The sequence below is a fragment of the Acidiferrobacter thiooxydans genome, from assembly GCF_003333315.1.
Lineage (GTDB): Bacteria > Pseudomonadota > Gammaproteobacteria > Acidiferrobacterales > Acidiferrobacteraceae > Acidiferrobacter > Acidiferrobacter thiooxydans.
In genome coordinates, this window is the sequence record NZ_PSYR01000002.1 from 1,188,800 (window position 1) to 1,215,081 (window position 26,282).

General features: G+C 65.0%; 21 protein-coding genes and 1 other RNA gene. 4 read left to right on the plus strand and 18 right to left on the minus strand.

Annotated elements, in window-relative coordinates; genetic code table 11:
• Positions 1-16 precede the first annotated feature (16 nt).
• The 16 genes from ftsA to C4900_RS12835 all read right to left on the minus strand — a co-directional run bounded on the left by ftsA (position 17) and on the right by C4900_RS12835 (position 17,110).
• Positions 17-1,261, minus strand: coding sequence for a cell division protein FtsA (gene ftsA / locus C4900_RS12760; protein ID WP_065968833.1), 1,245 nt, complete (start codon positions 1,259-1,261; stop codon positions 17-19).
• Positions 1,258-2,034, minus strand: a complete 777-nt coding sequence (locus C4900_RS12765; protein ID WP_065968834.1) for a cell division protein FtsQ/DivIB — start codon at positions 2,032-2,034, stop codon at positions 1,258-1,260. Before C4900_RS12765 ends, ftsA begins: the two co-directional genes overlap by 4 nt.
• On the minus strand, positions 2,031-2,936 hold the full coding sequence (locus C4900_RS12770; protein WP_065968835.1) for a D-alanine--D-alanine ligase: 906 nt from the start codon (positions 2,934-2,936) through the stop codon (positions 2,031-2,033). Before C4900_RS12770 ends, C4900_RS12765 begins: the two co-directional genes overlap by 4 nt.
• Positions 2,933-3,820: a UDP-N-acetylmuramate dehydrogenase gene (murB, locus tag C4900_RS12775; RefSeq protein ID WP_114283205.1), complete on the minus strand. Its 888-nt coding sequence runs from the start codon at positions 3,818-3,820 to the stop codon at positions 2,933-2,935. Before murB ends, C4900_RS12770 begins: the two co-directional genes overlap by 4 nt.
• Positions 3,817-5,208 carry a UDP-N-acetylmuramate--L-alanine ligase gene (gene murC, locus C4900_RS12780; RefSeq protein WP_065968836.1) on the minus strand — a complete coding sequence of 464 codons (1,392 nt, stop codon included), beginning with the start codon at positions 5,206-5,208 and terminating at the stop codon, positions 3,817-3,819. Before murC ends, murB begins: the two co-directional genes overlap by 4 nt.
• Positions 5,201-6,277: an undecaprenyldiphospho-muramoylpentapeptide beta-N-acetylglucosaminyltransferase gene (murG, locus tag C4900_RS12785; protein WP_065968837.1), complete on the minus strand. Its 1,077-nt coding sequence runs from the start codon at positions 6,275-6,277 to the stop codon at positions 5,201-5,203. Before murG ends, murC begins: the two co-directional genes overlap by 8 nt.
• Positions 6,274-7,422: a putative lipid II flippase FtsW gene (gene ftsW / locus C4900_RS12790; RefSeq protein WP_083995606.1), complete on the minus strand. Its 1,149-nt coding sequence runs from the start codon at positions 7,420-7,422 to the stop codon at positions 6,274-6,276. Before ftsW ends, murG begins: the two co-directional genes overlap by 4 nt.
• Positions 7,415-8,764, minus strand: a complete 1,350-nt coding sequence (murD, locus tag C4900_RS12795) for a UDP-N-acetylmuramoyl-L-alanine--D-glutamate ligase (protein WP_065968838.1) — start codon at positions 8,762-8,764, stop codon at positions 7,415-7,417. The genes ftsW and murD overlap by 8 nt, the downstream gene beginning before the upstream one ends.
• The gene (mraY, locus tag C4900_RS12800; RefSeq protein WP_065968839.1) at positions 8,761-9,837 is read right to left on the minus strand and encodes a phospho-N-acetylmuramoyl-pentapeptide-transferase; all 1,077 of its coding nucleotides are present in this window, start codon (positions 9,835-9,837) and stop codon (positions 8,761-8,763) included. Before mraY ends, murD begins: the two co-directional genes overlap by 4 nt.
• A gap of 7 nt (positions 9,838-9,844) precedes the next feature.
• Positions 9,845-11,185: a UDP-N-acetylmuramoyl-tripeptide--D-alanyl-D-alanine ligase gene (locus C4900_RS12805; protein ID WP_065968840.1), complete on the minus strand. Its 1,341-nt coding sequence runs from the start codon at positions 11,183-11,185 to the stop codon at positions 9,845-9,847.
• A complete protein-coding gene (locus C4900_RS12810; protein ID WP_065968858.1) occupies positions 11,182-12,639 on the minus strand; it encodes a UDP-N-acetylmuramoyl-L-alanyl-D-glutamate--2,6-diaminopimelate ligase in 1,458 nt (485 codons plus the stop codon). The genes C4900_RS12805 and C4900_RS12810 overlap by 4 nt, the downstream gene beginning before the upstream one ends.
• The gene (locus C4900_RS12815; RefSeq protein WP_083995607.1) at positions 12,636-14,360 is read right to left on the minus strand and encodes a peptidoglycan D,D-transpeptidase FtsI family protein; all 1,725 of its coding nucleotides are present in this window, start codon (positions 14,358-14,360) and stop codon (positions 12,636-12,638) included. Before C4900_RS12815 ends, C4900_RS12810 begins: the two co-directional genes overlap by 4 nt.
• Positions 14,357-14,638, minus strand: coding sequence for a cell division protein FtsL (gene ftsL, locus C4900_RS12820; RefSeq protein WP_065968841.1), 282 nt, complete (start codon positions 14,636-14,638; stop codon positions 14,357-14,359). The genes C4900_RS12815 and ftsL overlap by 4 nt, the downstream gene beginning before the upstream one ends.
• Positions 14,635-15,573, minus strand: a complete 939-nt coding sequence (gene rsmH / locus C4900_RS12825; RefSeq protein ID WP_065968842.1) for a 16S rRNA (cytosine(1402)-N(4))-methyltransferase RsmH — start codon at positions 15,571-15,573, stop codon at positions 14,635-14,637. Before rsmH ends, ftsL begins: the two co-directional genes overlap by 4 nt.
• Positions 15,570-16,019 (minus strand): division/cell wall cluster transcriptional repressor MraZ, encoded by a 450-nt coding sequence (mraZ, locus tag C4900_RS12830; RefSeq protein ID WP_065968843.1) that lies wholly within the window; start codon positions 16,017-16,019, stop codon positions 15,570-15,572. The genes rsmH and mraZ overlap by 4 nt, the downstream gene beginning before the upstream one ends.
• A 488-nt stretch (positions 16,020-16,507) precedes the next feature.
• Positions 16,508-17,110 (minus strand): nitroreductase family protein, encoded by a 603-nt coding sequence (locus C4900_RS12835; RefSeq protein WP_065968844.1) that lies wholly within the window; start codon positions 17,108-17,110, stop codon positions 16,508-16,510.
• Between the two features lie 129 nt (positions 17,111-17,239).
• On the opposite strand from C4900_RS12835, the gene C4900_RS12840 reads away from it, so the two are divergent.
• The 3 genes from C4900_RS12840 (at position 17,240) to C4900_RS12850 (ending at position 19,778) form a co-directional block, all read left to right on the plus strand.
• On the plus strand, positions 17,240-17,611 hold the full coding sequence (locus C4900_RS12840; protein WP_065968845.1) for a winged helix-turn-helix transcriptional regulator: 372 nt from the start codon (positions 17,240-17,242) through the stop codon (positions 17,609-17,611).
• A gap of 419 nt (positions 17,612-18,030) precedes the next feature.
• Positions 18,031-18,438, plus strand: coding sequence for a hypothetical protein (locus C4900_RS12845; RefSeq protein ID WP_065968846.1), 408 nt, complete (start codon positions 18,031-18,033; stop codon positions 18,436-18,438).
• Positions 18,435-19,778: a hypothetical protein gene (locus tag C4900_RS12850; protein ID WP_114283206.1), complete on the plus strand. Its 1,344-nt coding sequence runs from the start codon at positions 18,435-18,437 to the stop codon at positions 19,776-19,778. Before C4900_RS12845 ends, C4900_RS12850 begins: the two co-directional genes overlap by 4 nt.
• 231 nt (positions 19,779-20,009) lie before the next feature.
• On the opposite strand, the gene rnpB is transcribed toward C4900_RS12850, so the two are convergent.
• Both rnpB and tal read right to left on the minus strand, forming a co-directional pair.
• An RNA gene (gene rnpB / locus C4900_RS12855) (RNase P RNA component class A) lies at positions 20,010-20,347 on the minus strand.
• A gap of 36 nt (positions 20,348-20,383) precedes the next feature.
• Positions 20,384-21,502: a transaldolase gene (gene tal, locus C4900_RS12860; RefSeq protein WP_065968860.1), complete on the minus strand. Its 1,119-nt coding sequence runs from the start codon at positions 21,500-21,502 to the stop codon at positions 20,384-20,386.
• A 792-nt stretch (positions 21,503-22,294) separates the two neighbouring features.
• Here tal and C4900_RS12865 point away from each other — a divergent pair.
• The gene (locus tag C4900_RS12865) at positions 22,295-26,173 is read left to right on the plus strand and encodes a bifunctional diguanylate cyclase/phosphodiesterase (protein WP_170132538.1); all 3,879 of its coding nucleotides are present in this window, start codon (positions 22,295-22,297) and stop codon (positions 26,171-26,173) included.
• The last annotated feature ends 109 nt before the right edge of the window (positions 26,174-26,282 follow it).

Genomic DNA, 26,282 nt, shown 5'->3' on the forward strand with positions numbered 1-26,282 from the left:
CACTGACTTTCCATGGTCAAAAATTTCCTTGAAACCAACTTTTCATGCGATTCAATATTTCTGTAAACCGTCCAGAGCCCTGACGACCGGCAACAGGCGCCATGGTCGGGCCTGCGGTGTGTTTGTGCCCGTACAAGACGAGACCCACGCCGGTCGCGAAAATGGGGTTGTGGACGACACCGCTCAAGCCTCCCACATACTGCGGGACCCCCAGGCGGACCGGCATGTGGAACACCTCTTCCGCTAACTCCACCATGCCTTCCATCTTCGCGCTGCCTCCAGTAAGCACGATGCCCGACCCCAGAAGGTCCATGAACCCGCTCTTGCGCAAATCGTCTGCGATCAGTTCATAGAGTTCCGTTATGCGCGGCTCGACGACCTCCGCGAGCGTCTGCCGCGACAGCTTGCGTGGTGGTCGGTCGCCGACCCCAGGAACCTCCACCACGCCATCCTCCACGCCCTGACCGGACGCGCAGGCCCATTGCTTCTTGATGTCCTCTGCGTATTGCGTCGGCGTGCGCAGCGCTACCGCGATATCATTAGTCACCTGATCACCGGCGATCGGGATCACGGAGGTATGACGGATCGCACCCTGCGTGAATACCGATATATCGGTAGTGCCGCCACCGATATCGACCAGACATACGCCAAGTTCCTTCTCGTCTTCCGTCAACACCGATAGGCTCGAGGCCAGCTGCTCTAGGATGATGTCGTCGACCTCAAGCCCGCAGCGGCGCACGCACTTCACGATGTTCTGGGCGGCACTCACCGCGCCGGTCACGATGTGTACCTTGGCCTCCAGGCGCACGCCGGACATACCGATGGGCTCGCGCACACCCTCCTGGCGATCGATGATGTACTCCTGCGGCAGGATATGGAGGATCTTCTGGTCGGCGGGAATGGGCAGGGCGCGCGCTGCCTCGAGCACGCGATCCACATCACCTTGCCCGACCTCCTTGGTCTTGATGGCCACGATTCCATGCGAGTTGACGGAATTGATGTGGCTGCCGGCGATCCCGGCGTAGACCGAATGGATCTGGCAGCCGGCCATGAGTTCGGCCTCTTCGACGGCACGTTGAATCGACTGCACGGTCGACTCGATATTGACGACCACGCCCTTTTTGAGGCCCCGCGACGGTTGATGACCGACCCCTATGATTTCGATCATGCCGTCGCGCCCGATCTCGCCTACGATCGCAAGGACCTTGGACGTCCCTATATCCAGCCCCACCACGAGCCGAGCGTCACCCTTTCTTGTCATTTCTTATCCCCCGAGCCCGTCTTCCAGCCTATGGCAAAGCCGTTCGTGTACCGTAAATCGACCTGCTGCATCATGCGCCGCCTGGCGGCGAGTTGGGGGTACACCGTCAAAAATCGGGCCAGCCGCGCGCATGCCTTGCGCCCCAAAACGAGCTGTGGTCCACCGCGCAGGGCCACCCGCCAGGTGCCGCGATTGGACAGATCCACGGCCGTGACGACAAGCCCCGCGGGCTTCAAAAGCGCCTGAAGCCGTCCATAGTGAGCCCACATCTCCTGCTCGCTGCCGACCGGCCCCTGGAAGACTGGGAGCCCCGCCGGCGGCTCGTAGCCTTGCACATGGACATGTCCACCGCTGGTATCGACCCACCCGCCATGCGCCCAGCGCGCGGCAAGACGCAGGCGCCCCACATAAATCACAAGGGCGCGCGGGAAGCGCCGTTCGACGCGCACCGATCCCACCCACGGCACACCGGCCACAGCGGTGCGCACGGCATCAAGCGGCAAGGTGTAGAAATTTTGGTAGAGAAATGGCCGCACGGCCGCCACGAGCAGCGGTTGCGGTATGTGCCCGAGATGACCGATGACGCGCACCGAGCGCACCGGGAACCGGTTGGGGGCAAGCACTGCGTGCACGCCCAGGGCCGCCGCCAGCCCCGCGAAGACCACAAGCGCGATGCGCGCGTGTCGCCGGTCGAGGCGGCCCAGCGGACGGGCGGCGCGCGAACCCCGGCGATCATGCGCCAGTCGCGTCCTGATATCCGCCCCGATCCTCATGGCGCCTCCAGGGTTTCGGATAGGATGGCGAGGACCAGGTCCTCGAAGGACAGGCCGGCGGCGCGCGACGCCATCGGGACCAGGCTGTGGTCGGTCATGCCCGGGATGGTATTGAGCTCGAGCACATGCGGTGCGCCGTCGCCATCGGCCATGATGTCGACGCGTCCCCAGCCGCGCGCGCCGAGCGCCTGAAAGGTCGCCCAGGCCAGTGCCTGCATGGCACGCTCTTCTGCGACCGACAGACCGGACGGGCAATGATAACGCGTGGTGTTCAGGAGGTACTTGGCCTCGTAATCGTAGAATGCCTGCGGGGTCTCGAGTCTTATGATCGGCAAGGTCCGGTCGCCGAGGATGGCGCAGGTGTATTCGGGGCCTGTCATGCACGCCTCGGCAAGGACTGGGCCATAGGCGCGTGCCTTGCGAAAGGCCAAGCCGAGATCGGCCGACGACAGCACCTTGCTGACCCCGATGCTCGAACCCTCGGATACCGGTTTCAGGATGAGCGGGAACCCAAGCGAGGCGGCGGTCGCAAGATCCGCCTCGTGGTGGAGTAGGCGAAAGTCGGGCGTGGGCAGGGATGCGGCGCGTAATACCGCCTTGGTCAACATCTTGTCCATGGCCACTGCCGAGGCCGCCACCCCGCTTCCCGTATAAGGCATGCCCATCACCTCGAGCAGACCTTGCACGCAACCGTCCTCGCCGAAACGGCCGTGAAGCGCGATGAAGGCGCGATCATAACCTTCGGCGAGACGCGCCGCGAGGTCGTGCCCCACGTCGATCCCATGGGCATCGATACCACGCGCCTGCAGGGCCGCCAGCACCGCCTGACCGCTCTTCAGGGACACGGCGCGTTCCGCAGACATCCCTCCATGGAGGACCGCGACCTTCCCGTAACGACTCATCCGACCTCCCCCACAATCTTGACCTCGGGGCTCAACACGATGCCGGTGCGCTCCTGGACCAGCGCCTGTACCCGACCGATCAGGCATTCGATATCGGCGGCGCACGCGGTGCCGTCATTGATGATGAAATTGGCGTGGCGCGGCGAGACCATCGCGCCCCCTTCGCGCAGCCCCTTCAGACCGGCGGCCTCGATCAATCGGCCGGCGTGGTCGCCCGGCGGGTTACGGAACACCGATCCGGCATTGGCGGTATGCATGGGCTGGGTGCAATTACGAATCGCCAGATGCTCCCGGATACGCGCCATGCCCACCTCGGGCTCAGCCGCCGGTAATGCGAACGACGCGCTCACAAACCACTCCTCGCGGGGCGATATGGCACGTCGATAGGCGATGTCGAAATCGGCGCGCGTACGCCGGTCGATCTGGCCGTGCCGGTCGATGGTCTCGACGGCGGCGACATACTCCCAGATCTCGTGTCCGCCAGCCCCGGCATTCATCGCCAATGCCCCGCCCACCGTGCCGGGTATCCCCGCCAGAAACTCGAGGCCCGCGTAGCCGGACTGGGCGCAAAAGCGCGCCAATTTGGCGAGCGGCACACCGGCCTCGGCGCGCACGGTCGCGCCTACGATCCCAAGATCGCCAAGCCCGCCTGCGGTGACCAGGACCGCGCCCCTGAACCCGCCGTCACGCACGAGCGTGTTGCTGCCAAGACCGAGCCACAGCAGAGGGCTGTCGCGATGCGCGGATAGAAACGCGGCGAGTGCCGTGACCGTCGGTGGCACATAGAAAAGATCGGCCGGCCCGCCGACGCGCCAGGTGGTCCGTCCCGCGAGACGCTCGCCGTAACGCACAGCGGTGTCGACCTTAGGAGTCAAGGCGCTCACTGTTCCCTCCGAAACGCATCCGGCAGGGTCAAGGCCGCCTGACCGATATTGCCGGCGCCGAGTGTCAATACGAGGTCATTGGCCGCCACTACCGGGGCCAGGATCCGCGGCAGGTCGGCCAGGCTTTCGACAAATACCGGATGGCGCCCGCGGGCCCGCAGCGAGCGGCACAAGGCACGGCCATCGGCGCCACTGATAGGGGCCTCGCCGGCCCCGTAGACCTCGGTCACGAACAGGTTGTCGATATCCGCCAGGGCGGACGCGAAATCCTCGAGCAGGTCGTGCGTACGCGTGTAACGATGCGGCTGGAAAACCACCACGAGCCGGCGATCGGGCCACCCACCACGCGCGGCGGCGAGCGTTGCCCGGATCTCGCGCGGGTGGTGGGCATAGTCATCGACGAAAAGGACATCGCCGCCCGCGAGCTCCGAAAGGGCATTGATCTGAAAGCGCCGGCCTATACCCGAGAAGGTCCTAAGGCCCCTGGCAATGTCTTCACGCTTGGCGCCCAGTTCATGGCCGGCGGCGATGGCAGCGAGCGCGTTCAGGACATTGTGGCGTCCCGGATGGCGCAGCGATGCGGTAAGCCAGGCCTCCTCGCCCTGGTAAGCGACCGTGAAATGCATATTCTGTCCTTCCTGGACGATGGCATGGGCGCGCATCTCGGCGTCATCGCTCACTCCGTAGGTGAGCACGGGCTTATGGATATCGGGCAACAGTTCACGAATCACAGGATCATCGACGCATACGATGGCGAGCCCATAGAAGGGCAAATTATGCAGGAACGCCAGAAATGCCTGCTTCAGCCGCTGAAAGTCTCCGCCGTATGTGGCCATGTGGTCGGAATCGATATTCGTGACGATCGCGATCAAGGGCTGGAGATGCAGGAATGAGGCATCGCTCTCGTCGGCCTCCGCCACGAGATAGCGGCCGCGCCCGAGCCGCGCATGACTACCTATACTGTTCAAGCGGCCGCCGATGACAAATGTAGGATCGAGCCCGGCCTGCCCGAGGACGCTTGCCACAAGGCTCGTGGTCGTGGTCTTACCGTGGGTCCCGGCGACCGCCACCCCTTGCTGTAAGCGCATAAGCTCGCCCAGCATCTCGGCGCGCGGGATCACCGGGATCTTGGCCGCGCGCGCAGCCAGGACCTCAGGGTTCTCGGGCGAGATCGCCGACGACACGACCACCACATCCTGCGCGCACACAAGGCCCTGGTCATGGCCGATGTGGACCTTGATTCCAAGACCTGCAAGCCGCCGGGTAGTAGCGCTCTCGGCGGCATCCGATCCCGATACCTCGAACTTGAGATTATGGAGGACCTCGGCGATACCGCACATGCCGGCCCCGCCTATGCCCACGAAATGAATGCGATGGACATTATGCATGAGCGGCCTCCAGGCATGCGGCCACGATGCGTTCGGTGGCGTCGGGCATGGCGCACGCGCGGCTACGCTCGGCCATGCGCATACCCACCTCCGGCGAGCGCGCAAGCCCCTCGATGAGCTCCGCGACATGGGACGGGGAGAACTCCACCTGCGGGACACACAAGGCCGCCTCGCGGTCCACCAGGAAGCGGGCATTGGCGGTTTGGTGGTCGTCGGTAGCATGCGGAAACGGGACGAGCACGGCGGCGATTCCCACCGCGCACAATTCCGCGATCGTCATCGCGCCGGCGCGGCATACGACCACATCCGCCCACTCGTATTCAGCGGCCATGTCGTCCAAAAATGCCGTTACCCGGGCCTCGATCCCACGCGCCGCATAGGCCTCCGTGGTGGCGCTAAGCTCGCGGTTCCCGGTCTGGTGATGGACAGCAGGCCGCCACGCCGGATCGATCAAGGCCACGGCCTGCGGCACGACGCTATTCAATATCGACGCCCCCTGGCTGCCCCCCACGACGAGCACGCGCAAGGGCGGGACGCGGCCTTTGAGGCGGATCTCGGGGTGCGCGACGTTCAATATCTCCGAACGCACCGGGTTGCCGGTGTGCACGGCCCCAGGTAGCGAGCGGAACGCCTCCGGAAACCCGCACAACACGCGATCGGCGAACAGTGCAAGCCAGCGGTTGGTGAGGCCCGCCAGCGCGTTTTGCTCATGCACGACAAGCGGGGTGCGTGTAAGCCAGGCTATGATGCCGCCGGGGCCGGCGACAAACCCGCCGAGCGCAAGCACGACATCCGGTCGCCGCCGCCGGAAGATCCGGTAGGTCTGCCAGAGCGCGATGGTAAGACGCCCCGGGAGAAAGGCCAGATCACGCAGCGATCCGCGTCGCAGCCCCTGGATCGTGATCCAATCCACGCAGAAGCCGGCGGCGGGCACCACGCGCGCCTCGAGACCGCGCTCCGTACCGATCCAGGCCACCGCCACCCCCTGGGCGCGCAAGGCGCGGGCCACGGCCAGGGCCGGGAATACGTGCCCGCCCGTACCGCCGGCGGCGATCAGGACGGTCTTCATCGCGAGGCCCCCTGGGCCTTGCGCTCGCGATCGATGCGCAGCAAAAGCCCGAGCGCGGTGCAGCTCATCAAGGTACTCGAACCACCATAACTCAACAGCGGCAATGCCAGCCCCTTGGTCGGCAAAACCCCCATGTCGACCCCCATATTGATGATCGCCTCTAGGCCGATCAGGATGGCGACCCCCTGGGCGACATAACAGGAGTAGAGATCGCCGTCCCGGCGTGCGGCCTCGGCAATCTGGAAGGCGCGGACCACGAGGATGGCGAAGAGCCCGATCACAAACAGTACGCCGGCCAGCCCGAACTCCTCGGCTATGATCGCAAACAGGAAATCGGTATGCGAGGCCGGCAAATAATAAAGTTTCTGGATACTGAGACCGAGACCGCGGCCGAACCATCCCCCACGCCCGAAGGCCATGAGCGACTGGACCAGCTGATAACCGTCACCCTTGGCGCGCGCGAAGGGGTGCAGGAAACCTATCACACGATCCTCCCGATAGCGGGACGCCAGGATCAGCAGGACGCCGGCCCCCGCCGCCGAGAGGACCACGGCCAGGAAGTGGCTCAGGCGCACACCTCCCACGAACAACATCCCGAAGGCCACCGCCCACAAAATCACCTCGCTGCCCATATCCGGCTCGAGCAGCAAGAGGACCCCGGTCACCATGAGCAGCGTGGCGACCGTCAGGATGCCGTGCGTGAATTCGCTCAGGCGATCCTGGCGGCGCACGAGATAACCGGCGAGATAGAGGACCAGGAACAATTTCAGGAACTCGGAGGGCTGGATGTTGATCACGCCCAATGATAACCAGCGCGCCGAACCATTGACGCGCACGCCCACATGCGGGATCAGAACCAACACCAGCGCGGCGAGCCCCCCCATCAGGAGGTAGGGGGACATCCGACGCCACACCACGGTCGGAATCCGCACCACCACGACCAGCGTGATGATGCTGATGGCGGTATTCACGGCGTCATGCCAAAGATAATAGGTGCTGTAGCCCACCTCGTGGACCGCCACGAAAGCCGATGCCGAGTACACCATGACAAGTCCAAACCCGAGCAACGTAAGCAGGGTATACAAGAGGACGGAGTCCAGGGGCGGCGGGCGGCGCATGACCGCGGCGTCTTTGGTGTCAGCCATGGACACCCCCCGAGCCTTGCACAACGAGCCGCTGAACCGCGTCCACGAACACCTCACCGCGGTGGGCATAATTCCGGAACATGTCGAAGCTCGCGCACGCCGGAGACAGCAATACCTGGTCCCCGGCTTGCGCCTGTTCGCGCGCCATGAGCACCGCCTCGTCCATGTCGCGCGCATGAACGATCGGGCAACAACCATGCAAGGCCTCTTCAATGCGCGCGGCGTCGCGTCCGATCAACACAACCGCCCGCGCCTTGGCACGCACGGCCGCGGCGAGCGGCGCGAAGTCCGCCCCCTTGCCATCACCTCCCGCGATCAGTACCACCGGACCGCTAAGGCCGGCCATGGCCGCGGCGGTCGCGCCCACGTTCGTACCCTTGGAGTCATCTATCCAGTCGATGCCATCACAGCGCCCGACGATCTGGGTCCTATGGGCTAAGCCCTGGAAGGTCTGGACCGCCTCCGTCATCGCCGCAAGATCGCGGGTCGCCGCGGTCGCCAGCGCGAATGCGGCCAGGACATTGGCGACGTTATGACGCCCAGGGATGGGCACGGCGGCCTCCGGCATCAAGGGTTGACGCCCATAGGCCAGCCACGATGCGCCGGCATGGTCGATCAATCCGAAATCATGTCCTATCGGGCGCCCCAGCCCGAAGGTGACGACCTCTCGATCTTCATGCGCCATGGCGATCACCCACGGATCGTCGCGATTGACGACCATGCGCCCGACCCCGCCGAAAATGCGCGCCTTGGCATGCGCGTATTCGGACAGATCGTCGTACCGATCCATGTGATCGGGGCTTATGTTCAAAACCGTCGCCGCCTGGGCATTCAGGCTCTCGGTCGTTTCGAGCTGGAAGCTCGAAAGCTCGAGCACATAGACATCGGGCACGGGCTGATCCAGAAGCGACAACGCGGGGATGCCGATGTTGCCACCGACGGCGACCTTGAGACCGGCGCGCGCCAGCATGGCGCCGACCAGCGTCGTGACCGTACTCTTGCCGTTCGAACCGGTTATGGCGATGACCGGCGCGAGACAGGCGCGCGCAAACAGTTCGATGTCGCCGACTACGGCTACGCCCATGCGCCGTGCCGCGGCGATGGCCGGCTCCTTTAGCGACAGGCCGGGGCTCACCACCAAAAGATCGGTGCCGATCAGAATATCTTTGCGGAAATCCCCGAGCAGCACCGGCACCTGCGGGTGGCGCGCGCGCAGCGATGGGAGGAGCAGCGGGGCCGGGCGCGTGTCACATACCGTGACCTCATAACCCTGGGCACGCAAATAGTCCACGCATGACAGACCGGTCTCGCCCAGCCCTAGAACGACGGCCCGCCGCGTCATGGCCGCCCCCCGAGCGTCGAGAGTCCAATCAGCACGAGGATGATGGTGGTAATCCAAAAGCGCACGATCACGCGCGGCTCCGGCCATCCCTTGAGTTCGAAATGGTGGTGCAAGGGGGCCATCCTGAACACCCGCCGCCCTGTCAATTTGAACGACCCGACCTGCAACATGACCGAGAGGGTCTCGGCTACGAACACGCCCCCCATAATAAAGAGCAGGAGCTCCTGGCGAATCACCACCGCCACGATACCCAGGGCGGCGCCCAGCGCCAGGGCGCCGACGTCGCCCATGAATACCTGCGCGGGATAGGCGTTGAACCATAGGAACGCCAGCGTCGCCCCTATAATGGCGCAGCAAAAGACCAGCAGATCACGCGCCCCAGGCACAAAAGGGTGGCCGACCTGCGCGGCTAGATGCGGAGAACCGGCGACATAGGCCAGCACACCCAGGGCACCTGCCACGAGGGCGGTCGGGAAGGCGGCAAGCCCATCCAAGCCGTCGGTGAGATTGACGGCATTACTGGCACCGGTGATCACCAGAAACCCGAGAATCACGAACGGGAACGCCCCGAGGCGGACGAGCGGATGGGCCATCCACGGGAGATAGAATGCGGTATCTGCCCCCTTGCGCGCCGCGACATAGACTGCGGCCGCGGCCGCGATCGAGACCAGGGTCTGGGAAGCGAACTTTGCGCGCGCCCCTATCCCGCGGGGATTTTTGTGCAAAAGCTTTACATAGTCGTCCGCCCAGCCGATGGCCCCAAACAGCAGCAGGGTCGCGAGCGCGATCCACGTGGTGCGGTTGTCAGGACGCATCCAGAGGATCGTCGAGGCCGCGATCGCAAACAGCATGAGCAAGCCACCCATGGTCGGCGTGCCGGCCTTCTGATAGTGGCTTTGCGGGCCATCCTTGCGAACCGTCTGACCGATGAGCCTCACGGTCAGTCTGCGGATCATGGCGGGACCCACGGCGATGCCTAGGGCGAAGGCCGTCAGAAACGCAAACAGGGCGCGCCAGGCCAGCAGATCGGCGGTCGGGGTGGTAGCAAATGCCTTCATGATGAGCAGAAACATCCAGCCCTCAGCTCACGCGCAAGGCGGATACGATGCGCTCCATGCGCATGCTCCGCGACCCTTTGATCAACACCACGGCATCCTCATGGAGTGCCTCCCTCAGATCCTGTGAAAGTGTCTCGTGATCCTCATAGTGCCGTCCGCCGGCACCGAAGGCGCGGCTGGCCTCGCCGGACAACGCGCCCAACGTCCACAGGTGCTCTATGCCGGCCGCGGCCGCGGCCTCGCCGAACGACCGGTGCAGTGCCGCGCCGCTCTCGCCCAGTTCGCCCATGTCGCCTAAAACGAACCAGCGCTCGCCGGGCAGATCGGCCAACACGGCCAGCGCGGCATGCGCCGAATCCGGGTTGGCATTGTAACTGTCGTCGATGAGGCGCGAGCCGGCGCATCCCGCCGCCCCCTCCAGACGTCCGGCAACCGGGACTGCCTGGGCGAGACCCGCGGCAATGGCGTCGCGCGACGCCCCGGCGGTCAGGGCCAGGGCGGTGGCCGCCAGGGCATTGGCCACGTTATGGCGCCCGAGCATGGCAAGCCGCACTGGCAACCCGCTTGCCCAACCGCGCGCGGCTATGAGCAGCTCCGCGCCATCCGCCGTCGGCGTAAAGCGCGCCGATACATCCGCAGGCGCGCGCAGACCATAAGTCAGCACGGGTCCGCGGGCGAGGCTCCGCCAATACGAGGCATGGGCATCATCGGCATTGATGACCGCGACGCCCGCATCACCGAGCGCCGGGTACAGGGAGCCCTTCTCCCGGGCCACGGCCTCGATAGTCCCAAGACCGGCGAGATGCGCGCGCCCGGCGTTGGTGACCAAGGCCACGTCTGGGGCGGCGATGGCCGCCAATGCCGCGATCTCGCCGGGCCGGTTCATGCCCATCTCTATGACGGCATAGCGATGCTCGGGCCGCAGCCGCAGGAGCGTGAGCGGCACGCCGATGTCGTTGTTGAGATTGCCCTGCGTCGCAATGCCCGGGTGCTCGAGCGCCAGGATGCGCGATGCCATCTCCTTGACGCTGGTCTTGCCGTTGCTGCCGGTCACCGCAAGCACTTGGGCCTTCATCTTGCGCCGCCAATGGGCGGCCAACCGCCCCAAGGCCAGACGCGTATCTGCCACCGCAAGACAGGGCGGCCAGCCCGCCTCGCAAGGACGGTCGGTGATTGCCGCAACCGCCCCGCGGGCGGCCGCCTCGCGCAAAAAGGCATGGCCATCGAAACGCGCGCCCCGCAAGGCGATAAAGAGGCAACCGGGCACCATGGTGCGGGTGTCGGTCGCCACCCCCTCGATGCGTCCCGAGACAGCCACGGGCCTGGCCCCGACGGCCATGGCGACCTCGTCTACGGTCATCATGGCGACCCCAGTAACTGGCGGGCGGTGAGGCGATCGCTGTATGGGACTCGCCGATCGCCGAACTGCTGATATTCCTCATGCCCCTTGCCGGCAATCACCACGACATCACCCGCGGACCCCTCGCGTAGTGCGCGCGCGATCGCCGCCTGGCGATCGCCCATGACCACCAGATGCGCGCGGGCCTCGTCGGGAACCCCTTTCAGGATGTCGGCAATAATGCGCTCCGGGTCCTCGTGGCGAGGGTTGTCGTGGGTCACGATGGCGAGATCACTGTAACGGCTAGCGCACGCCCCCATGAGCGCACGCTTACCGCGATCACGATCCCCACCGCATCCGAAGACACAGATGACCCGCCCCGCGGCATGGGCACGCGCCCCGGCCAGGGCCTTCTCCAAGGCATCGGGGGTGTGGGCATAATCGACCACCACGAACGGCTGATCGGCGCGCCCCGGTACGGGCTCCATGCGTCCGGGGATGGGGGTGACGACCGCCAGGGCGTCGGCGGCATCGCGCGCCCGCCAGCCCAACGCCACAAGCACGGTCAGCGCCGCGGCCAGATTGTAGACATTGAAATGGCCGATCAAGGGGCTCTTTAGGGTCACGGGACCTTCCGGGGCGAGCAACACGATCTCGAGACCTCGCGCGGTCGCCCGGACGTCCTGAACGCGCACGTCCCCCGTACCCCCATAGCGCCACGCCCGCACTCCAGGCGGTAACCGGTCCTTCAAGACCTCGCTGAACGCATCGTCGCCATTGAGGACCGCAAATGCCAGGTCAGGCAGCGTGAACAGCCGCGCCTTGGCCTCCCCGTAGCGCCCCATGTCCCCATGATAATCCAGATGGTCGCGCGTGAGGTTCGTAAAAACCGCGCCCAGGAAATGCGCCCCCGCGACCCGGCCCTGATCGAGCGCATGCGAGGACACTTCCATCGATACCGCGCTCGCCCCCTCGCGCCGGAAGCGGTCCAGCCAGCGATGCAGAGATATCGCATCCGGCGTGGTGTGCTCGGCCGGCAACAGGGCTCCGGGGAATCCGTTACCGAGCGTCCCGATCAGGGCACAGGGACTGCGCATGTTCATGGCATAGGCTATGAGATGACTGGTCGTGGTCTTACCGTTGGTCCCGGTCACTCCAATGACCGACAGCGCCCGTGATGGGCTTCCATAGAAACGGTCGGCCATGACGCCGACCTTATGGCGCAGGCCAGGGCAGGCGATGACCGGGACCGTGCCTAACCGGGCATCGTCCAGACTTTCGGTCACGACCGCGGCCGCGCCGCGCGCCACCGCATCACTGATGAAACGGCGCCCATCCTGACTCGTACCGGCCAGGGCCATGAACAAGGCACCCGGCACCACCGTACGACTGTCGAGGCTCAAGGCCGCGATCGGCCGATCGACGCCCGGCGGAAGTTCGCGGATGCCCTGCAAAAGTGTGGCCAGCATGGCGGTCATGGCCACCTCGTTTGCGCGCGCGCCATGGTGGTGACCGGGTTATCGGGCGGAATGTTCAGGATCCGTAGCGCGCCGGTCATGACCTTACGGAACACCGGGGCCGCGCACTGCGCACCATAATACCCGTGCTTGCGGGGATCGCGGATGTCGACGAAAATCACAAGCCGCGGATCGGAGGCCGGCGCAAATCCCCCAAAGGACGCGACATAGCGATGCTTATGATACCCCTTGGCGTCCGCAATGTGCGCAGTCCCGGTCTTGCCGGCCACACGATAATTCACCACGTCGGCATTGGCCCCGGTACCGACCGGGCTTGCTGCGAGCTCCAGCATATGGCGCATCTCGCTCACCACCGTCCGCGAAAACACCCGCCGCCCCGGCGACCGCGGCGGCGCCTTCAGGATACTGATGGGCCGTAATACCCCGCCGTCTGCGAATACGGTATAGGCACGGGCCATCTGCATCGGCGTCACCGAGATACCATAACCAAACGACAAAGTCGCCTTCTGAATCGGCTCCCAAGTCTCCGGCGGACTCAGATATCCGCTCGACTCCCCGGGCAGGCCGCTGTGCGTCGAATGGGCGAATCCCAGGCGCAGGAAATTGCGGTACATGGCGCGGCGCGTCAGGGTCGTGAGCGTGATCTTGGAGGCCCCGACATTACTCGATTCGGCAATGACGTGCGACACATCGATGAGCCCGAAATCCCCGACGTCACTGATCTTGTCGGGCCCCACCCAGTAGCTGCCGGGAGACGTGCTGATCAAGGTGTGGGGGACGATGCGCCCGGACTGCAGCGCGAGCGCGATCGTAAACGGCTTGAGGGACGACCCGGGCTCCAGCACATCGGTCACGGCACGGTCGCGATAATAGCTGCTATCGAGGTCGCTGCGGGTGTTGGGGTTGAAGCTCGGGACATTGGCCAAGGCCAGGATCTCGCCGGTGTGCGCATCGAGAACGATCACCGAGCCACTGCTCGCGTCATGGTAGCGTACCGCCTTCAAGAGCTCGCGGTAGGCCAGATACTGGATACGCTCATCGATACTCAACACCAGGGTACGACCCGGACGCGGCGGCTTTCTCCCCCGCCGCACGGCGATCGGCTCGCCTAGGCCGTCACGAACCACGATGGCGCGCCCGCGACGGGGACTTAAGAAGGAGTTGTAGGCCAACTCCACCCCGTCCTGGCCCTGATCATTGATATTGGTGAAACCGATCACGGTCGCCGCCACCGCCCCTGCCGGGTAGTAGCGACGATATTCCCGCTGCGAGGCCACCCCGGGTATGCGCAAGGCGAGCACGCCCTGCGCGTAACGCGGGTCTACCTGACGGCGCAGGTACATGAATTGCTCGTGCCTTTGGGCGTCGATGGCCTTCTCGAGCGTGGTCGTGCGCCATCCGATGGCGTGCGCCAAGCGTGGCCACACCGCTGGCTCTTTCAAGAGAATGTGGGGATTCGCCCATAGCGAATCCACGGGCGTGCTGATCGCAAGCGGCTGGCCGTGACGATCCACGATCATGCCTCTATGCCCCTCTTGCTGTACGGTCTCGATCGCCTGGCGCCTGGCCTCGTGGCGCAGAAAAGGGGCGTCCAGGACCTGCAGATAGAAGGCGCGTACCGCCATGAGGGCGAGCGCTATCAGCATGAGCGTCATCACGAATCCCGAACGCCCGAAACCGGCCTGACCGGTGACCACGAAGTAATGGCTGGGCCCGGTCATGGGATATTCGACGGCTGGGTATAGATGAGTACGATGCGCCGCGGATCAGGCATCGTCATATCGAGACGATGCCGCGCAATACGATCGATGCGCCCATGCGCGGCCAGCGTCCCCTGCTCCAGCAAGAGTCGCCCCCACTCCACGTGCAAGGCATCCTTTTGACCGACCAAGTGCTCCTCGTGGTCGAAAAGCAGCAAATAACGATTGCGAACGTCGACGAGCGCCAGGGCCGACACGATCAGGGCAACCAGCCAGAATATCGTGGCACGACCGGTCATGAAGGATCTCCCAGGCGCTGTGCGACGCGCAACACGGCGCTTCGCGACCGGGGGTTTGCGGCCCGTTCCGCAGCGCCCGCCCGCAGCGCCCGGCCCAGAACCCGCAAACGGGGCGCAAGCCATGCCTGCGGGATCGGCAGGCGCGATGGATAGGTGTCCCCACGCGACTCACGCACGAAAAACTGTTTGACGATGCGGTCCTCGAGCGAATGGAAGCTGATCACCGCGAGCCGCCCGCCCGGCCGCAATAGGGCGCACGCCGCCGGCAGGGCGCGTGTCAATTCGCCGAGTTCGTCATTGATCCGTATGCGCACGGCCTGAAAGGCGCGTGTCGCCGGATCTTGCCCAGGCTCCCGGCGCGGGATCTCGCGGGCCACGAGCGCCGCGAACTGTGTGGTCGTGGCAAGCGGGGCTATGGCGCGCGCAGCGACCACCGCGCGCGCGATACGCCGCGCGTAGCGCTCCTCGCCGAAATCGCGCAGGACCTCGGCAATCTCGGCCTCGGGGGCCGCGTTCAGCCACTCCGCCGCTGACGGGTGCGCGTGCCGGTCCATACGCATGTCGAGCGGTCCTTCGCGCCGAAAACTAAAACCGCGGGCGGCATCGTCCAACTGGGGTGACGAGACCCCCAAATCGAATAAAATGCCATCGAAGCCTCCTTGCCATGGCGCCTCCTCTCGATACCGTTCGATCACGGAGAAACGCCCTTTTACTATCGTCATACGCGGGTCCTCCCCGAAACACCGCGTGGCCACCTCGATCGCCTGATCGTCGCAATCCATCGCGACCAGCCGCCCGTTCGGCGCAAGCCGCGCCAATATCTCCGCACTATGCCCGCCACGGCCGAAGGTCGCGTCGAGATAACGCCCCTCCGGCTGCACCGCAAGCGCCTCCAGGGTCTCGGCCAGAAGAACCGGCGCGTGACCCCCGGTCACAGCGACAGGGACTGCAGCTCGGCGGGCAGCTCTTCGCCGTCAGTCTGCGCCAGCCATTCGGCGCGGCGCGCATCCCATGTCGCGGCATCCCATAGTTCGAACTTGTTTCCCTGTCCGATCAACATGATATCCTTATCCAGTGTCGCAAAGGCGCGCAGCGGTGCGGGCAACAAGATGCGCCCCGCCCCATCCATGTCGCACTCCGTCGCATGCCCGATCAAGAGGCGCTGCAGGCGCCGCGTATGCGGGTTGAAACTCGACAGAGCGACGAGTTTGGCCTCTATGACCTCCCATTCCGGAAGCGGGTAAAGCAGCAGGCAATGGTCGCGGTCGACCGTCATGATAAGCCGGCCTTGGCAGTGGCTGCGCAGACCCTCCCGATAGCGCGTGGGGATGGCGATTCGCCCCTTGCTGTCGAGACTCACGCTGTTTACGCCGCGGAACATGTGTCTTCGCACCCCTATCCCACAAATACCCACTTTCACCCACTTAATGACACTATAGAGACGCACGAAAAGCGAAGTCAAGCGCGGGCGATGAAATGCGGACGGCGGGCGATCACGGGCGGTGTCCGACGATGGCGCGCATGGCCATTACCGGCCGCGGCGGTTGTGACACCCCCAACCCGCTTTAACGGGTTGGGGGTGTCATGGGGTGTACAATGGGTTCCCCGAACGGCGTGGACAGTCCTGGCTGCCCAGGGCGGGATCGCCGGGGCGGATACCGTTGGCCGATGCCTGTAGGTCCCGAAGTGCCCACGCCGGTGTCAGAGCGCGCCGGCGACCCGATCGATGTTGGCACGCCCTCTTTGCCGCCAGACTCAAACACCCTATATAGTCCGGCCGCCGGCCGCTGCCCATGGCATCCTGCCCGCCCCTCACGGATCGCCATCACACGGCGGTAAGGGCGCGAGGTCGGCCGGGCAGAGCTCCGCTCAGAAACGGTCCTTGCGCACCACCTCATCTCGCGTGAGCGCCCCCGCCCGCGGCCGAGGTTCGCGAACACCCCGGCCGATGGCGACAAAGAGCCCGATCACATGGTCTTCGGGGAGACCTATCAGGCGGCCCACCTCGCCGAAGTCGGCCAGATCCATGGGGCAGGAGTCGTACCCCAGGGCCTGGGCCGCGAGCATAAGGGTCTGGGCCGCGATCCCGCAGGAGCGCATGGCCTCATCACGCTGTACGGTCTCGCGGCCACGGTAATAGGCATCGATCGCCGCGAGGATACCTTCACGCACGTCGGCCGGGGCATTGCGCCAGTAACGTTCCGGTTGTTTTTCCCAGGCCTTCAGGTCCGCGCACATGACGATCAGAAGCGAGGCGTCCGTGATCTGCGACTGCATCCATGAGGCCGCGCGGATGGCATCGCGCAGCTGCGGATCCTGTACCAGGACGAAGCGCCAGTGCTGGATATTAAAGGCGGTCGGCGAGAGCATGGCGAGCGACAAAAGCGTGTCGACCTCGCTCTCGGTGAGCCGGTGGCTAGGATCAAACTGCTTGACGGCGCGGCGGGCCTTGATGGCGGTCACGATATCCATGGGTTCTCCGTATTGTTTCGAAGGTAGTCAAGCCAATGGGCTTGCGGCTATGCTAGGAGAAGCCGACCATATTTGTAAGAATGCACATATTTGTTGGGTACTTACACGCGGTATACCGATGGGGGTCCTATGCGTCCGAGCCGCTATACCCGCTACGATTGCGATTTTGGTTGTCCGGTCGAGGCCTGCCTGGAGGTGATCGGCGGCAAATGGAAAGGCGTGATCCTCTTTCATTTGTTAGGCGGCACGAAGCGCTTCGGGGAACTCGCCCGCCTGATGCCGGCCGTGACCCAGAGGATGCTCACGCGCCAGTTGCGAGAGCTGGAGGCAGACGGCGTGGTCGCGCGCACCGTATATCCCGAGGTCCCGCCCAAGGTGGAATATTCGCTCACCGCCTCCGGGAAGACCTTGGCGCCGGTCCTCGAGGTCCTGCGGGGCTGGGGGAGCGACTATCTCGACGAGATCGTGCGCATCCGACACGACCGGTACCAGGCGACCTGATCCCACAATAGACTGCCGCAGGCGGGCCGGGGCGCGGATAGATGGTTGGCCCACCGGCGACCGCCGCGTTCAGAAATCCGAGGGTTGGCGTGACGGGCAGATGGGTGCGACGGGGGGAACCGGGCCCGTACATGGTCTGCGGTCATGGCCATGGACGCGGCCGTATCGATGAGGTCGCGGCAGATCGTCCCGACAACACGGCTTTATGCGCAATCTCCGAGGCCAGGGAACGGAAGGTCTGAACGCGACAGGGACCTGTCGGAATACGCAGATTTTGTGGAGCATGGAATGGGCGATCCTGGGAGACCGGGAGATCTTGGGGCAGATGAACCGCAAGCGCCGATCGGCCATGGGCCATCCCGGGAGAGCAGGGCACAGAGGCGTGGCGGGGTAACCGAGTGAATCATGGATATCGAAGCGTGAATCCCAAGCGCCGATTCCGCGCCATCAGGGAAGCGGATCGGGGCGTCTGGGAGGGGCTTGCCCAGAGGGCGCGCTACGGGGGAAATCCCGACCACAAGAAGAATCCGGGGGATTTTGGACTTACACCGCCGAGCGGCGCGCGCCTGGGCAAATCCCTATGCGACGATGCGGATATCGTGTCGCGGGCCGAGGCCCTCGAGTATCTCCAAAAGGGGTTGCGTCGAGGATTTGTCAGCGAACGCTTGTGCGGCGAGTGGCCGCAGAATGTCTGGGCGGTGAGTGACGCCGGCGTGCCTTTGGAGGCCCAGCTTGAGAATCGGGAGACGGGCACCTGTCATGGATATCCGCTTTGCGGGAGCGATCCGCTTGCCAAAGAGATTCTGAGCCGTTGGGAGGCCTTGTGAGCGCGTTTCATTGGACGTGGGAGTGGGCGACGGAGGGCTGCGACGGCGATGCGGAGGTCGCAGACACCACGGCGCGCCTCGCGCTCCATGTGGGACCTCACAATCTCATGCGCAACGAGGATGTCTGGACACGATGTCCGCAAGACGCGGTCCTGGCGTCCGCCTACCCGCTGGCCTTGTGGCTGGCTTCGTCGTGGTGGCGCCTTCTTTGGGAGCCGTTACCGGCCGACGGCATGCCATTTAGCGTAGAGTGGCGCATGGCCCACGAGCTAGCCGCCGCCGGGTACGGTTTCGTATGGCCGCAGGTGTTGTTTGCCACCGATGGGAACCAGATACGGGTATGGGCGCTTGCGTCCCGGCCGGATTCCCGGCAGTCCGTACGCTATCTCACCGGCCTTGAGCAGGCGACGTCTGTGTCCCCGGACGAGTTTAGCCGCGAGGCCGAGACCTTGATAACGGCGACCTTGGATCGTTTGGCCGTGCGGGGGCATCACAGGAGTGATTTGCGGGTCCTGTGGGATCTTGTGTGCGCAGACCGCGCCGATGGTAAGCAAACCGCATATCGGCGATTGGAGGCGGAGTTCGGATTCGAGCCGGACGAGGCGCCCGAGCCATTCATGGAGAGGGCATTGCGGTTACTCCAGACCATGGGCCCTGCCCTGTCGGAGGTCGCGCCCGCGTACGGAAAGGGGAGCCAAGGCCCGGCGGCGATCGAGGCGATCATCCGAGCCCCGAGTCTTGCGGGCCAGCCCTCCGATCCCCGCCCATCGGGCTCACCTCCGGTGTCCGGCCGCGGATCGCTGAGGCCTTGGGAAAAGGCCGTGCAGGCGGCGCGCGGCGTGCGGGCCGCTTTGGGTCACAGAGAGGGCCCGCTGGACGACGCGGTATTGTACGAGCTATTGGGCATCGCGGCCCATGACGCAAAATCGTGGTCGCCGCCCGCGCAACGGACAAAGGCGGTGCTCGCGGAACCGCTGGGCGGCGGCCGCTACCGGCTCGTCCCGCGCAGAGGTCATCCGACCTCGCGGCGTTTCGATCTGGCGCGTCTTTTCAGTGACTACCTGTGGATGGAGGGGACGGGGAGCTCCTGGCTTGCCAGCAGCGACCTGGGGACCGCTCGCCAACAGTATCAAAAGGCATTTGCCGCGGAGCTCCTGTGCCCGATCGACGCCCTGACCGCGTTCCTCGAGGATGACTATTCGGACGTCGCGATCGACGAGGCCGCAGGGCATTTCGGGGTGGGCCCGATGGCCGTGAACGCCTTGCTGACCAATAACAATATCCTTGTGCGAGGGGTCGGCGGTGATTGTGGGCACCGGAATGCCTTGTATCCCGTGTAATCCTCGTAAACGAACGCCGACCAACGTTTCCGCCCGAATGGCAGGGGCTGACAGCGATCGATGAGCCCGACCGGGCATCAATAAGATTTTGTGTGAGCCTGGAACCCCGGCCCGCAGCTTTCCGTAGCGATATGCTCGCTTCTTTAAGACCGCCCTAAGCGGGCTCGGGCCTGGAGTCGGGGACGCGAGCGCGGCTACACCGGACCCGGTCTTGGGGGCTTATGGACAAAAAGTGGGAGTCGGCCGATAAGCCGGGTTCTGTCGTGGACAGTCATTCCTCTGGGACGCCCGTCACCGGACGCCTCTAGCAACCTACCCGGGGACAACGCGGGCCACGCCATGGTCCCCCTATTCGGTCTTGCTCCAGGTGGGGTTTGCCCTGCCACCGATGTTGCCACCGGCGCGGTGCGCTCTTACCGCACCATTTCACCCTTACCCGTCACACGACGGGCGGTATATTTTCTGTGGCACTTTCCGTAGGCTCGCGCCTCCCAGGCGTTACCTGGCACCTTGCCCTGTGGAGCCCGGACTTTCCTCTGCCTTGCAGCAGCGACTGTCTGGCCGACTCCCGCCAGCAGTATACCCGCTTCCGGGGGACACTGGGCTTATATCGTCAGGGTGCTCTTTTTGTGGGCGAGGCGTGCGGTCAATGCCTGATAGGACCGCAGAAACGAGGCGAGCCCTTCGTCCAGGAGGGTGTCGAGTATCTGCGGCAGGTCTATCCCCTCGCGCCGCAGGCCGTCATGCACAGCCAACGACTGCGCGATCTCGGCCTCCAGCAACGCCTTTGGCTTGTGCGTGAGCAGCGCCTGAAAGGTCTGCGGCGGAACCGTATTAATGGTGTCCGGGGCAATCAGGCGATCGATGTACCAGGTGGCCGAATAAGCGGGATTCTTGCTGCTTGTGCTCGCCCACAATGGCCATTGGGGCCGAGCCCCGCGAGCCCTTAGGCGCGCGAAGTCCTTGCCGCGGAAAAGTTCTTTATAACGCTGGTAGATCCGCTGCGCATTGGCGATGCCGGCGCGCCCGAGAAGGCTCTTTAGGCGCTTGGCCTCGGCCGCCGGGGCGTTCTGCAGCCTCTCTTGCAGCTGCGCATCGACGACCGTGTCCACTCGGCTCACAAATACACTCGCCACCGATGCCACGCGGTCGATGGACAAACCCTGAGTCAACCGATCCTCGAGCGCCGCGCAATACGCGGCCGCGACCCGCTCATACGATTGCGGGGAGAAGATCAGGGTCACGTTGACGTTGATCCCCTGCGCCAGAACCTCGCGCATGGCCTGATAGCCGGCCTCAGTCGCCGGGATCTTGATCATGACATTGGGTCTGGCGATGGTACTCCACAGGGTCTTTGCCTCAGCCACGGTGGCATCGACGTCCTGCGCCTCGTCCGGGGCCACCTCGATACTCACATAGCCGTCCACCGCGAGGCTCGCATCAAAGACCGGACGCAAGATATCCGCGGCGCGTCGCACGTCACTGATCATGAGCTCGCGCACCATGGCCTCGGGGCTCATACCCTGCGCCTCCAGGGCGCGGATATCGGCATCGTAATGAGTCCCCTCGCCGATGGCCTTCTCGAAAATCGTGGGATTGGTCGTGACACCACGCACACCCTGGGCCACGAGCGCGCGCAAACCGCCGCTTTCGAGCAGATCGCGGCTGATGTTGTCGTACCATATACGCTGCCCCAAGGCGGTTATTCTTTCGACACCTTTCATAAATCCCTCGCACACACCCGCGACCGCGATCACGGAAGAAGTTGCCGCATACCGGCCCTGTACCGCAGCCCGCGACAGCGACCACGCGGCCCATTACCCAATGGGTCGGGGCGCCACAAAGCCGGGCCGCAAAGACGGTTCGACCGATTCTGCGACGATCCCCTCGAGGATAGTCGTGATATCGGCGCCGCGGGTGCCGTGCTCTGGGCGATCAGAGCCGGCGTCAGCGGTGACAAGCAACCATCAAACCGCCAGGAGACGGTAACCGCCCCGCCTCCTCGACCGACCAGGTCCGCGGCACCCGGCGCAGGCCTTGCCGCCCGGCGAACACGTTCGCGCCGCCCGCATACCGCCGCTGCGCGCCATCGCCCCTGATTGCGAATATCCCCGATCCTATCGCGTGGCGCAAGGTTCGCGAGTCGAGCGCCGAACGCGATGACGCCCCGGACCACAGTCCCGATCGCTGAGGCGCGCCCTATTCAGCCCCGCACGCCCGCCATCTGCCGCGGATCGTCGCATCCACTGACGGTGCGCGCGCCCTGGGGCCGATTGCGCGGCGCACACCTGCGAGAATATGGCGGCCGCGACCTCATTTGCGCTGGTATGCCCTTTGCAAGGAAACGGGGCCATCAACAACGGTCGGCCGTGGCGGCCGCCACGAGGCTCGTCTTAGCGTTCGGGGCCAGACGAGGGTATCGCATGCCGCACGGGCTTTCATCTCCCTCCGCGTCCCCCCATAGGAAGCCGGGGAAGGCCACCTGTCTAAGCGCCATCCGGGCGCGCACGCGCCTCGTGACAATCGCCTTCGCGGGCTTCGGGCTCATTCTGGTTGCCCTCGGCCTGTGGCGCGCGCTAAACGCCTTTCACGATATCAAGCGCGAAGAGCGCCTGCGCGCGGAGGCCGTGGCCTCGCGCGTCGCCAGTCACATGGCCCTGGTCCTCAACGAGCGGTTCGCCGACCTGCGCTTTCTGGGGCGGTCATTACTCGACTCGCAACCCGCTGCTACCACGGTGAGCATGTCGGTCAAGGACACGCTGCGCGCCATTCTCGCCACCCATACGACGCTCCACGACATTAATATACTGAATGCCCGCGGCACCCGGATCCTATGGTCAGCGCGGCCACAGCCGGCGCAACCCATCCTGTCGGCCCGGCGCTTTCATGCCGTGCGCGACGACCCCCACCTCGAGATCGGCGATGCGCTCTACGCGCGGCGCTTCCAGGCGGTGGTCATTCCGCTGCGATACCGTGTGGCCGCGCATCGCGGCCCAACCCGGTTTCTCATCGGCGCCCCTGTGGCCCTAGGCCGGATACCGATCCCGATCTCGCGTTCGCACTTAGCCATCCGCCTGGCCACGCGCTCGGGTGGCTCATTTGCGGTAGCCACCGGCAATCTCTGGCACGCGGCGTCCGCACGCACGCCGCGTGCCGACCGCATGGTACACGCCAATGTCCCAGGCTATCCCTGGCAGGTGGAGGTGCTCTGGCCTCGCAACCGCCTATGGGCGCTCTGGTGGCACCACACCGCGCGCTGGCTGCCGCTCTTTCTGCTGTTGCTATGGGGCAGCCAGTACACGGGCCTCCTGCTTTCCAATCTCCTCTCGCAAGAGATGCGGTTACGCTTGTGGCATGAGGGCCTCTACCGCCTGAATCAGGCCGTCCTCAATGGATTGTCCCCACAGCAGCTCTTTGGCGACGCCGCGCACATGATTCAAGACAACCTCGATGCGTCGTTCGTGTTCGTCGGTTGGCGCGAGCATTGCGCCGTAGCCGGAGCGGGCGATCCCCAGGCGTTCACTGAGATCGTCGCCGCGGCCTTCGAGAGCGCGGTCGACGTCGGTTGGACGCCGGTCACGCAGAAGTCCTTCCGTTCGTGCGTGACGCTCGCCCTGGGCACGACCGGGGCGATCATCGTCATCTGTCTGTCACGCCCGGCACAGACGGTCATATGGTACGGCATGGTCCGCGAACTGGCCGGACATTTGACCGCCGCCATAGATCAAAGACGCCAACGCCTCGAGATCGAGCGTCTGCAGAGCTACCAGAGCGCGGTGCGCGCCATGCAGCTTGAGTTGCTTCGCCAACCAACGCCCGATGAGGCGCAGGCGCTACTGGTACGCATCCTGACCGAACAGACCGACATCATGGGGGCCTGCATTGCAGTGCCGGAAACGACCGGCCCGCGGTTGCGCATCCAGACTGCCGCCGCGCGGGATCCCGAACTGTGCGACGCCCTGCTGCGCCTGACGCCGTCCCGCGACGCCGCCGATTACCCATTCGGTCAAATGCTGGCAGGGCGCGCCTTCCGTACCGGCACGCCCCACGGACCGATCGATCCGCGCGACGATGCGGCGCTCGCCGCGATGATGGCGGGACACGACGCCCTGGGCGCGATCCGCGCCATCCTCGCCTACCCGATTATCGAAGACGGCCGCGAACACCCGACCGCGGTGCTGGTCGTCTACGGGACCGATCCCCAATACTTTACTCCGGCCCTGCGCGCGCTCCTCGAACACCTCGTCACCAGTGTGCGCTTGGCGTTGAACGCCTGGCGTACCCGCCGCCAGAGCGATCGCTATCGCGCCCTCTACAAGGCGTTGGCGCGCGCAAGCCAGGCCATTGCCCGTGCAAGCGAAGGGCCACAGCTGTTCCGCAACATTTGCCATATCCTCGCCGAATGCACAGACGTCCCGCTCACCTTCATCTCGTTGCTGGGGGCCAAGGGGGCGGAGATCGCCGCGAGCGCCGGGTCGGGCCAGGCCTTTTTATCCACGGTCGCCGAGGGCGCCCCCGGCCGCGCCCTGGCGATCCTCCACGAGCGCGTGCAGCACGCCGACACCCCCCGCCTTTTCGAAAACATCGATCAATGGCTGGACGATGAGGCACTACAAGGCAGCGCCAGGATGCTCGGCCTTACGTCGGCCCTCACCGTCCCATGGACACACGAAGGCCGGGTCGCGGGCATCCTTGGGATAATCGCCGGAGAACGCGAGTTTTTTGACGAAGACATGAGGCGGCTCATGGAGACCCTCGGCAACGATATCGGCTTTGCCGTGGACAACTACGAGCGCCGCCAGGAACTCATGCGCCGATCTCTCCATGACCCGCTGACCACGCTGCCCAATCGCGCCTATTTCGAGCGCTCGACCCTTTCTGCCATGGCACGCGCAGCGCGTTCCGGACACATGATGGCGCTCGGGGTCATGGATCTGGATGGCTTCAAGGAGTGGAACGACCTTCAGGGACACGTCGCCGGCGACGATCTGCTCAAGGCCGTTGCGCAAAGGTTGCGCGAGGTTGTGCGCGAAGGCGAGGACGTGGCGCGTCTTGGCGGTGATGAATTTGGACTGGCTGTCAGTATCGCTAATGCCGAGGCCCTGGCGCCGTTGTCCGCACGGCTGCTGTCGGCCATCGCCCTGGCCGATCCGCAGGCGCGTATCACGGCAAGCGTCGGTTGGGCCCTCCCCACATCCGGTGCCACGAGCTATGAAACACTGCTCATACAGGCTGACGAAGCCTTGTATGCCGCCAAGGCCGCGGGCCGCAATACCTATCGTGTCTTTGGAGGCGACATCGCCGAGCGTCTCGCGCGCCGATTGGCCGTCCATAGGCACTTTCCGGAGGCGCTGACAGACGGCCGCATCACGTTTGCCGTGCAGCCTCAGGCGCACTGCGCGACCGGTCACATCGAAAGCATCGAGCTTCTGGCTCGCTGGCGTGACGGTGACAACTTGCTTGCGGCGGAATGTTTCATGCCGGATGTGGAAAAGGAACCGCACCTCATCCGCGCCCTGGGGCGACAGACGGTGAGCGAGGCCATCGCTGTGCGCGACCGCTTGCGGGCTGCCGGGCACGGGCTGCGCGTAAGCTTCAACATAGGCGCCCATCACTTCCTTCATCCGGCCTTTCTCGAAGACATCGCCGCCCGCCTGGACGGGTCCAGCGCAACCGGTCTGTGCATGGAGGTGCCGCTTGGCATGGCCCTGACCAACATGCGCCGCGCAGCCGGCATCATAGACAGGCTCAGGGACCTCGGGTTTGCGGTGGCACTCGACGATTTCGGGACTGGCTACGCGCCCCTGAACGAGGCCGTCCAGCTGCCCGCCGACGAACTCAAGCTCGATCGGGGGCTTATCGGGCGATTTCGCCGTGACCCCAACGCCTTCGCGGTTGCCGGCGCGGCCTTGGTGCTTGCGAACCTATCGGGCCGCCGATTGGTGGCCGAGGGCATCGAGACACCGGATGATCTCCGGCTATGGCGGCACATGGGTGGCGAACACTATCAGGGCTACCTTCTTGCCAACCCGCTCGCCTTGGACGATCTCATGGCATGGCTTACCCGGGCGCCGCTCTTGCCGGTAACGGCCGTGCCGGTCCTGTCGGCGCGTGACCTTGTCCTGGCCGGCTACGCCTTCCTCGAAGTGGACGACTGCCCCGACGGCGTCCTGCAGACCGGCTGCGAGCGCCTGCGGACATGGATGCGCAGCCGCGACCTGCGCTATCGCGAACTCTCCCAGTGGGCGCCCCTGGCAATGGCCCTGGGCGCGGACCTACGCGAGAATCCACACAACATGCGCGCGTTCTGGCGTGACGCGCTACGGCCGGCGATTCTGGGCCTTTTTGCCGAGATAGAGGCCCGTCTCAATGAACAACAATTCTATAGACGATAACCTATATCGGACGGCCGAAACGCACATGCGCCGACGCAAGGCGAGCGCGGGCCGGGCGTTGTCATACGCATGCGCGCCTGGGCCCATGCTCGCGGGCAGGTCCTCGATA

Coding starts and splice junctions, on each gene's coding strand:
- ftsA (WP_065968833.1), bottom strand. CDS start 1,261: ATGACAAGAAAGGGTGACGCTCGGCTCGTGGTGGGGCTGGATATAGGG.
- C4900_RS12765 (WP_065968834.1), bottom strand. CDS start 2,034: ATGAGGATCGGGGCGGATATCAGGACGCGACTGGCGCATGATCGCCGG.
- C4900_RS12770 (WP_065968835.1), bottom strand. CDS start 2,936: ATGAGTCGTTACGGGAAGGTCGCGGTCCTCCATGGAGGGATGTCTGCG.
- murC (WP_065968836.1), bottom strand. CDS start 5,208: ATGCATAATGTCCATCGCATTCATTTCGTGGGCATAGGCGGGGCCGGC.
- murG (WP_065968837.1), bottom strand. CDS start 6,277: ATGAAGACCGTCCTGATCGCCGCCGGCGGTACGGGCGGGCACGTATTC.
- ftsW (WP_083995606.1), bottom strand. CDS start 7,422: ATGGCTGACACCAAAGACGCCGCGGTCATGCGCCGCCCGCCGCCCCTG.
- murD (WP_065968838.1), bottom strand. CDS start 8,764: ATGACGCGGCGGGCCGTCGTTCTAGGGCTGGGCGAGACCGGTCTGTCA.
- mraY (WP_065968839.1), bottom strand. CDS start 9,837: ATGTTTCTGCTCATCATGAAGGCATTTGCTACCACCCCGACCGCCGAT.
- C4900_RS12805 (WP_065968840.1), bottom strand. CDS start 11,185: ATGATGACCGTAGACGAGGTCGCCATGGCCGTCGGGGCCAGGCCCGTG.
- C4900_RS12810 (WP_065968858.1), bottom strand. CDS start 12,639: ATGACCGCCATGCTGGCCACACTTTTGCAGGGCATCCGCGAACTTCCG.
- C4900_RS12815 (WP_083995607.1), bottom strand. CDS start 14,360: ATGACCGGGCCCAGCCATTACTTCGTGGTCACCGGTCAGGCCGGTTTC.
- ftsL (WP_065968841.1), bottom strand. CDS start 14,638: ATGACCGGTCGTGCCACGATATTCTGGCTGGTTGCCCTGATCGTGTCG.
- mraZ (WP_065968843.1), bottom strand. CDS start 16,019: ATGTTCCGCGGCGTAAACAGCGTGAGTCTCGACAGCAAGGGGCGAATC.
- C4900_RS12835 (WP_065968844.1), bottom strand. CDS start 17,110: ATGGATATCGTGACCGCCATCAAGGCCCGCCGCGCCGTCAAGCAGTTT.
- C4900_RS12840 (WP_065968845.1), top strand. CDS start 17,240: ATGCGTCCGAGCCGCTATACCCGCTACGATTGCGATTTTGGTTGTCCG.
- tal (WP_065968860.1), bottom strand. CDS start 21,502: ATGAAAGGTGTCGAAAGAATAACCGCCTTGGGGCAGCGTATATGGTAC.